This window comes from Novosphingobium sp. HII-3, assembly GCF_002916655.1.
Taxonomy (GTDB): domain Bacteria; phylum Pseudomonadota; class Alphaproteobacteria; order Sphingomonadales; family Sphingomonadaceae; genus Novosphingobium; species Novosphingobium panipatense.
On sequence record NZ_PPSM01000055.1, the window covers coordinates 1 to 6,195 of the forward strand.

Consider the following 6,195-nt stretch of genomic DNA (forward strand, 5'->3'; position numbering starts at 1 on the left):
CCTCTCGCTAGGGCGCGGCTATGGCCATGTCCGTCTCGATGCGGCCTGTGACCGCGCGCTGGCAATCGAGGCCACCACATATGCCTCGGTCCTCTCGATCCTCAAATCCGGGCTGGATCAGGCCAGTCCTGCCCAAGAACCGATCCGGCCAGCTCCATCGCACGGCAACATCCGCGGTGGGGTCTACTATCAGTGAAAGGAAGCGACGATCATGCTGACACACCCCATGTTGGACCAGATGCAGACGCTGGGGCTCGCCGGGATGGCGAGTGCTTACCGTGAACTTGCCGAACAGGCGGGAAGCGAAGGGCTCTCCCGGGACGAATGGCTCGGGCTGATGCTCGATCGGGAGATGGCGATGCGCTGTGACAAGCGGCTCGCCAACCGGCTTACGGCCGCGCGACTACGATTCAGCGACGCCTGTATCGAGAACATCGACTTCGCCGCGCACCGCAAGCTGGATCGCCGCAGCGTCCTGGCGCTTGCGCAGGGCGACTGGCTCAAGGCGCATGAACATCTAATCATTACAGGGCCAACCGGTACGGGGAAAACCTGGTTGGGGTGTGCGTTCGCCCGTCAGGCAGCCCGGCTCGACTACTCGGTACTCTACGTTCGCATGCCCCGACTGTTCGAAGATCTGGCAATGGCCCGGCTCGACGGCCGCTTCCCGCGCCTGATCGACAAGCTCACCCGCATCCAACTGCTCGTGCTCGACGACTGGGGTAGCCATGGGCTGACCGAGCAGCAGCGCGGCGATCTGCTTGAAATCTTCGAGGAGCGCTACAAGCGTAAATCCACCTTGATCACGGCTCAGTTACCGGTCGCTCAGTGGCACGAAATGATCGGTGCCCCCACGATCGCTGACGCCATCCTCGACCGCCTGGTACATAATGCCCACCGCATAACACTCGAAGGCGACAGCATGCGCAAAAGCCGACCCGCGCCCCTCTTGACCGACATAGAGAAAGCCGAAATCATAACCGCCTGAACCACAACAAGGCACCTATGACCAAACTGCGCCGACTGTCCGGGACTTAGCGAAACGCCTGTCCGCGATTTTGTGAAACGGCTGTCCAGAACTTCTGAAATACGCACTCAGAACCTGACGATCGTGCAACCGATGTTGACGTTGCAACCGCTGCGCAAACTGACGCTGGACTTCTCCGTGGCCGGCCTCTGGCGCACGTCCATACGGGACGGCGTGTACTCTCTAGGTGGGCAGGTACTGCGTAGCGGCAATGAAACCGATTCACGCTTCTTCGGCAAACGCGCGACGGCTGCAGGCCGCTACACGCTCAATCCCTTCACCACCCTCGGCTTCTACACGATCTACGGAGACGTGTCGGAAAAGTTCAAGCCCGGCCGGGACCTGTTCTACGGAGCGGGTTACGTGACTTTCCGCTTCTGAAGTTGAGTGCGCTCCCGCAGAGAACGCTTCCGTCCGCAACGCTCCCGGACTACAAAGGACTTCGTGAGATGATCCGAATTGGGTGAGATTGCGGCAGTCGCCCACCCCACGCTTACAAAGCCGCTCAGTTCAAGACCATGAACCCCTGTCGCTCCTCGGGTGAGCAGTCCTGTCCGATGGGCGGGCTGAACACCAGAGGGGACGGCGCTTCGTGGACGGGCTTGCCATCCAGTGCTTCCTCCACAAACCCGAGCGACCAGGCCATATGCATGATCGCCGCCGGAAAGCCAGAGAAAGCCTTGCACCAGCACTTGCCCTCAAGGCCAAGAAGTACGCCTCCCACCAGACAGACGGTCAACCAGAGAAAGGCAGGCAGCGCCATCAGCAGCCCTTCGGGCCACCGACTTGCCATAACCAGGCCCAACGTCGCGGCCGCGACGGCCGGCGTGACCATCAGTGGCAGCATCTGCCGCAGACGCACCGGTACCGGATGCCGCCTGAGATTGCGAGCTCGGCCCCTCCCATAGTTGCGGTACTGCCGGAACAGTCTGCCTGCCGTCTTCCTTGGGAAATAGGTTATCATCGCCTTTCGCTCCAGCCAGATTCGTCCACCGGCGGATATCAGCCGCCGGTCGAACTCCGCATCTTCATTGGCGACGAACCCTTCATCGTATCCCCCAACTTGCATGAAGAGGGTCAGGTCCATGAGCGCGTGATGACCGTGATCCACCCAGCCGCCCGGGCCCACGGAGCGGTGGAGGGCACCACCCGTACCCAGCACGGAGTTCTGGGCTGCGGCGGCCGCCTTCTGGAAGCAACCGTGACCTCTGGTGATCATGGGTACGACCACGGAAGACGCATTCCTCTCTGCCGCTGCACGGATAAGCTGCTGAATGAAGTCGTCGGGGTAAATGGCATGGGCATCGACCCGCAGGAGCCAGCGGCACTTCTGTCCATGCACGCGAACCGCCAGATTGACTGCAGCGCTCTGCGTCTTGCCAGGATTGTTCATCAGAATCAGATTGCGATGAACACGGCTCAAGGCTTGCACGATGTCGCGACTGCGATCCACGCTTCCGCCATCAGCCACGACCACCGACGCATCGCCCGCCTGCTTCAGCAACTGCGGCAGCAGCAGGGATAAGTGCGCTTCCTCATTCAGACACGGCACCACTATCAGGATGCTATCGGCAGCTATATCCTTACGCATCACGACACCCCGCAACTGCCAGTGCTATCGCTCGGCGCTCGGGAGCGGTCTGGATCACCGCTTCCTGCGGGAGTCTTCCCAACTGCAGCCGCATCGCCCTTTGCGCTTCATCCGAAAGGGTCAGCATTTTATCGGCAAGCTCCCCGACCGGATCATCGACCAAAAGGCCCACACCGTGCTCCTCGAGCCATCGTCCGGTTTCGACGCCGCGCAAAGCGATGGGCGCCACCCCATGCGCGATACCCTCGTAAAGCCGATTGGGAAGCAGCCATCTGGAGTTGAGGCCTTCTTCGAAGTAGTCGATAGCCCAAACGTAATCGACGCGCGCGTACAGGGCGGGCAGATCATCTTGCGTGTAGGGGCCCAGATACGTGACTCCGGGGCGTGCGGTCACTTGCGCTTCAAAGTCGGGAAACTCGGCAGGGCTGGGAATGCCGGCAACGAGAACCTCCACCTTGCCACGTGCCTGCTGCACGATCGTCTTAAGTTGCTGCAGGCTGCGGCGACACCGGAGCATGCCGAACCAGCCGATAATGACCGTTCCGCCTTCTTCACGAGGCCGTCTACCTTCAGCACGCGGTAATGACGGCACTTTGTTTTCGACGAGAAGAACGTCATTCGAGCATCCCTGCCTGCTGCCGAAATACTCCCTCGCAAAGGCCGGGGAACTGACGAGAATAAGGTTCGTCCGGGCAAGCAGCCGCCGTTCCATCCAGCGCATCAGACGTGACGTGAACCCGGACCCGAGCATCAGACGGTGGAGGTCCAGGCACTCGTAGACGAGACGCTGCCCCTTTGTTCTGACCCGGCATGCAAGCGCCAGCATCTCGAGATTTCGCGCCATGATGACCGGAACATCCCGACAAAGCACCCTGACACTTCGGGGCCAGATCAGATGGCGCAGGACCGACATCGCCCTGCGCACGAGCCGGGCATCCATCGTGCGCCCAAGGTCAAGCTGCCCCGAGTGTTGGGACCCCGGTGCAGTGCCATGCCTGCGAAATCCACCCAGCCGAACGTCCATGCCCTCCCCCGTCAACAAGGTGAAGCGGCGCTGTACCGCCGCGTCGTGAAGGTCATGCACGAGGTAAGCGACCCGAGTGGGCCGAGATTGATCCAATTTCATCTAGAAACCCTGAAGCATGCCCTCAAAACGGAGTGAACTCTTGTTCCCTGCGGCAGCCGTGTTCGGCATTACACCTATGCCTTTGGGAGCAATTTTCAGGGAACATTGTTCAGGCATTCGCGGCGATGCCTCAATATCTACATGATCCTAGGGTCAGGACCCATTGATGTGAAAGGCGTGATCTGATTCAGGCTCCGTGAGGAGACTGAGAATGAGCGACCTGTACTGGCTGACTGACGAGCAGATGGATCGTCTGCGCCCTTACTTTCCCAAGAGCCACGGCAAGCCGCGGGTTGATGATCGACGGGTGCTGAGCGGCATCGTGTTCGTCAATCGCAATGGGCTGCGCTGGCGCGATGCCCCCAAGGAGTATGGCCCCCACAAGACACTGTACAACCGGTGGAAGCGATGGGGCGAAATGGGCGTATTCCTTCGCATGATGGAAGGGCTGGCCGCGGAAGGTGCCGAACCAGCGACGGTCATGATTGATGCGACCTATTTGAAGGCTCACCGCACGGCTTCGAGCCTGCGGGTTAAAAAGGGGATCTCGGGCGCCTGATCGGCCGCACCAAGGGCGGCATGAACACCAAGCTTCACGCCGTCACCGACGCCAACGGCCGCCCCTTGAGCTTCTTCATGACCGCGGGGCAGATCAGCGACTATACCGGCGCTGCGGCTCTGCTGGACGATTTGCCCAAAGCCAAATGGCTGCTGGGCGACCGCGGCTATGACGCCGACTGGTTCAGGGAGGCTTTGCAGGCAAAGGGTATCAAGCCTTGCATTCCTGGCCGAAAATCCCGGCTCCAACCCGTTAAATACGACAAGCGCCGATACAAACGCCGCAACCGCATCGAGATCATGTTCGGCCGCCTCAAGGACTGGCGCCGCGTTGCAACGCGCTACGATCGCTGCCCCTCCGTTTTCTTCTCCGCCATCGCTCTCGCCGCAACCATCATCTTCTGGCTGTGATCAATGAGTCATCGTGTAATTGCGGCTGCTTCCCTCGGACCTCGGTTGAGGCGCACACTTCTGGTTGTCGAATCCTGAAGGAAGGAAGCAGCCATGAAGCACTATGCCGGATTGGACCTGTCGATGGAAAGCACGCAGGTCTGTATCGTTGATGACAATGGTCGGAAGGTCGTATCGGAGAAGGTGGAAAGCTCTCCGGAGGCGATCGCGATGATGTTGGAGCGATACGGGCCAATCGAGCGGGCGGTGATCGAAACGGGCCGCATGTCGCCGGCGATCTGCCTTGGTCTGCGTGAACTGGATGTCCCGGTGGTGTGCATCGATGCCCGCCAGGCGCACCAGAGCCTCAAGACAATGAAGGCGAACAAGACCGATCCTCACGATGCCGCCGGCCTCGCACAGTTGGCGCGCACCGGCTTCTACAAGGAGGTGCATGTCAAATCTCCGGCAGCGCATGGCGTTCGCAGCGTGATCACCGCACGCAGCCATTTGGTGGAAGCGCGTGTCCGGCTCGACAATACGATCCGCGGTCTCTGCGCGACGTTCGGCTATCGACCCGGCGCAGGTCAAGGGAAGGCCTTCCTCGAACGGATCATGCAGGCCGCCCACATTCCGGGCCTTGGCGATGCCATCGCATCCTTGCTGTCCGTGCGCACGGAATTGGTCCAACAGATCAAGGAAATGGACCGCCGCCTGCGGCTCATCGCTAGCCAGTCACAGGCCTGCGAAATCCTGATGACCATACCGGGCGTGGGCGTGCAGACATCTGCTGCCTTCGCCGCTGCAGTCGATGAAGCCGGACGCTTCCGACAATCACGCAATGCCGGGGCCTACTTCGGCCTTGTACCCCGACGCCATCAGTCGGGCGAGCTCGACTGGACAGGCAGGATCACCAAACAGGGTGACGGCGCCGTACGTAAACTGCTGTACGAAGCTGCCAACTCGATCCTCACCCGGAGCCGTGAGACCTTCGCCCTGAAAACATGGGCCATGAAGATCGCCAAGCGTCGCGGCCTGAAGAAGGCTCGCGTCGCCCTTGCCCGCCGCCTCGCAGTCATCATGCATGCCATGCTGCGCGATGGCACTTTGTTCCAGGCGCGAGGTAGGATAGAACCTGTTTGCCAGCGGTGAAGCGTCAAAGCTGATCCGAGGGCGGTGTCCCGCGAGGGAACGCAGGGACGAACGATCTGCGAAGGTAGTCAGATGGGCCGACAAGCCCGCGTCGAGTCAATGCAACGTTCGCCTCTGTGAGACCCGATACAGCACGACCAGCTCCGGCTCGGCCAGTGCGGACAGATCCATGAAACCCTCAAGGGATCAACACCGCCTAGCTCTGCAATTACAGATCCTGACCCTAGGCAGCGAGTTGCTGTTTGAGGTGCTCAGCCAGCGGTACGAACGCGGCAGCACGCTGATCACCAGCAATCTTCCCTTCGATGAGTGGACATCGGTGTTCGGCTCCGAACGCCTCACCGGGGCCCT

The 6,195-nt window shown here is 60.8% G+C and carries 6 protein-coding genes and 2 pseudogenes; 6 read left to right on the top strand and 2 right to left on the bottom strand.

The window, feature by feature from the left end; all coding sequences use genetic code 11:
• From C2R25_RS16435 to C2R25_RS16445, 3 genes and pseudogenes are all read left to right on the top strand, one after another.
• Positions 1–196: pseudogene (locus C2R25_RS16435) on the top strand (IS21 family transposase); the annotation flags it as partial.
• A gap of 15 nt (positions 197–211) precedes the next feature.
• Positions 212–988, top strand: coding sequence for an IS21-like element helper ATPase IstB (gene istB, locus C2R25_RS16440; protein ID WP_103730252.1), 777 nt, complete (start codon positions 212–214; stop codon positions 986–988).
• 72 nt (positions 989–1,060) lie between these two features.
• A complete protein-coding gene (locus tag C2R25_RS16445; protein ID WP_255400471.1) occupies positions 1,061–1,408 on the top strand; it encodes an alginate export family protein in 348 nt (115 codons plus the stop codon).
• A gap of 124 nt (positions 1,409–1,532) precedes the next feature.
• Here C2R25_RS16445 and C2R25_RS16450 read toward each other — a convergent pair whose 3' ends face one another.
• Entirely contained in the window at positions 1,533–2,633 is a 1,101-nt protein-coding gene (locus tag C2R25_RS16450; protein ID WP_233204088.1) for a glycosyltransferase family 2 protein, read from the bottom strand.
• Positions 2,611–3,744 carry a glycosyltransferase family 4 protein gene (locus tag C2R25_RS16455; protein ID WP_146049687.1) on the bottom strand — a complete coding sequence of 378 codons (1,134 nt, stop codon included), beginning with the start codon at positions 3,742–3,744 and terminating at the stop codon, positions 2,611–2,613. The genes C2R25_RS16450 and C2R25_RS16455 overlap by 23 nt, the downstream gene beginning before the upstream one ends.
• A 211-nt stretch (positions 3,745–3,955) precedes the next feature.
• Here C2R25_RS16455 and C2R25_RS16460 point away from each other — a divergent pair.
• The 3 genes and pseudogenes from C2R25_RS16460 to C2R25_RS16470 form a co-directional block, all read left to right on the top strand.
• Positions 3,956–4,713 (top strand): IS5 family transposase gene (locus C2R25_RS16460; RefSeq protein ID WP_103730255.1). Its coding sequence is split into 2 segments (ribosomal slippage): positions 3,956–4,289 and positions 4,289–4,713, totalling 759 coding nucleotides; the frame shifts between segments, so codons are not numbered across the junction.
• A gap of 93 nt (positions 4,714–4,806) precedes the next feature.
• Positions 4,807–5,844: an IS110 family transposase gene (locus C2R25_RS16465; protein ID WP_103730256.1), complete on the top strand. Its 1,038-nt coding sequence runs from the start codon at positions 4,807–4,809 to the stop codon at positions 5,842–5,844.
• Positions 5,845–6,070: 226 nt separating this feature from the next.
• A pseudogene (locus tag C2R25_RS16470) lies at positions 6,071–6,195 on the top strand (ATP-binding protein); the annotation flags it as partial.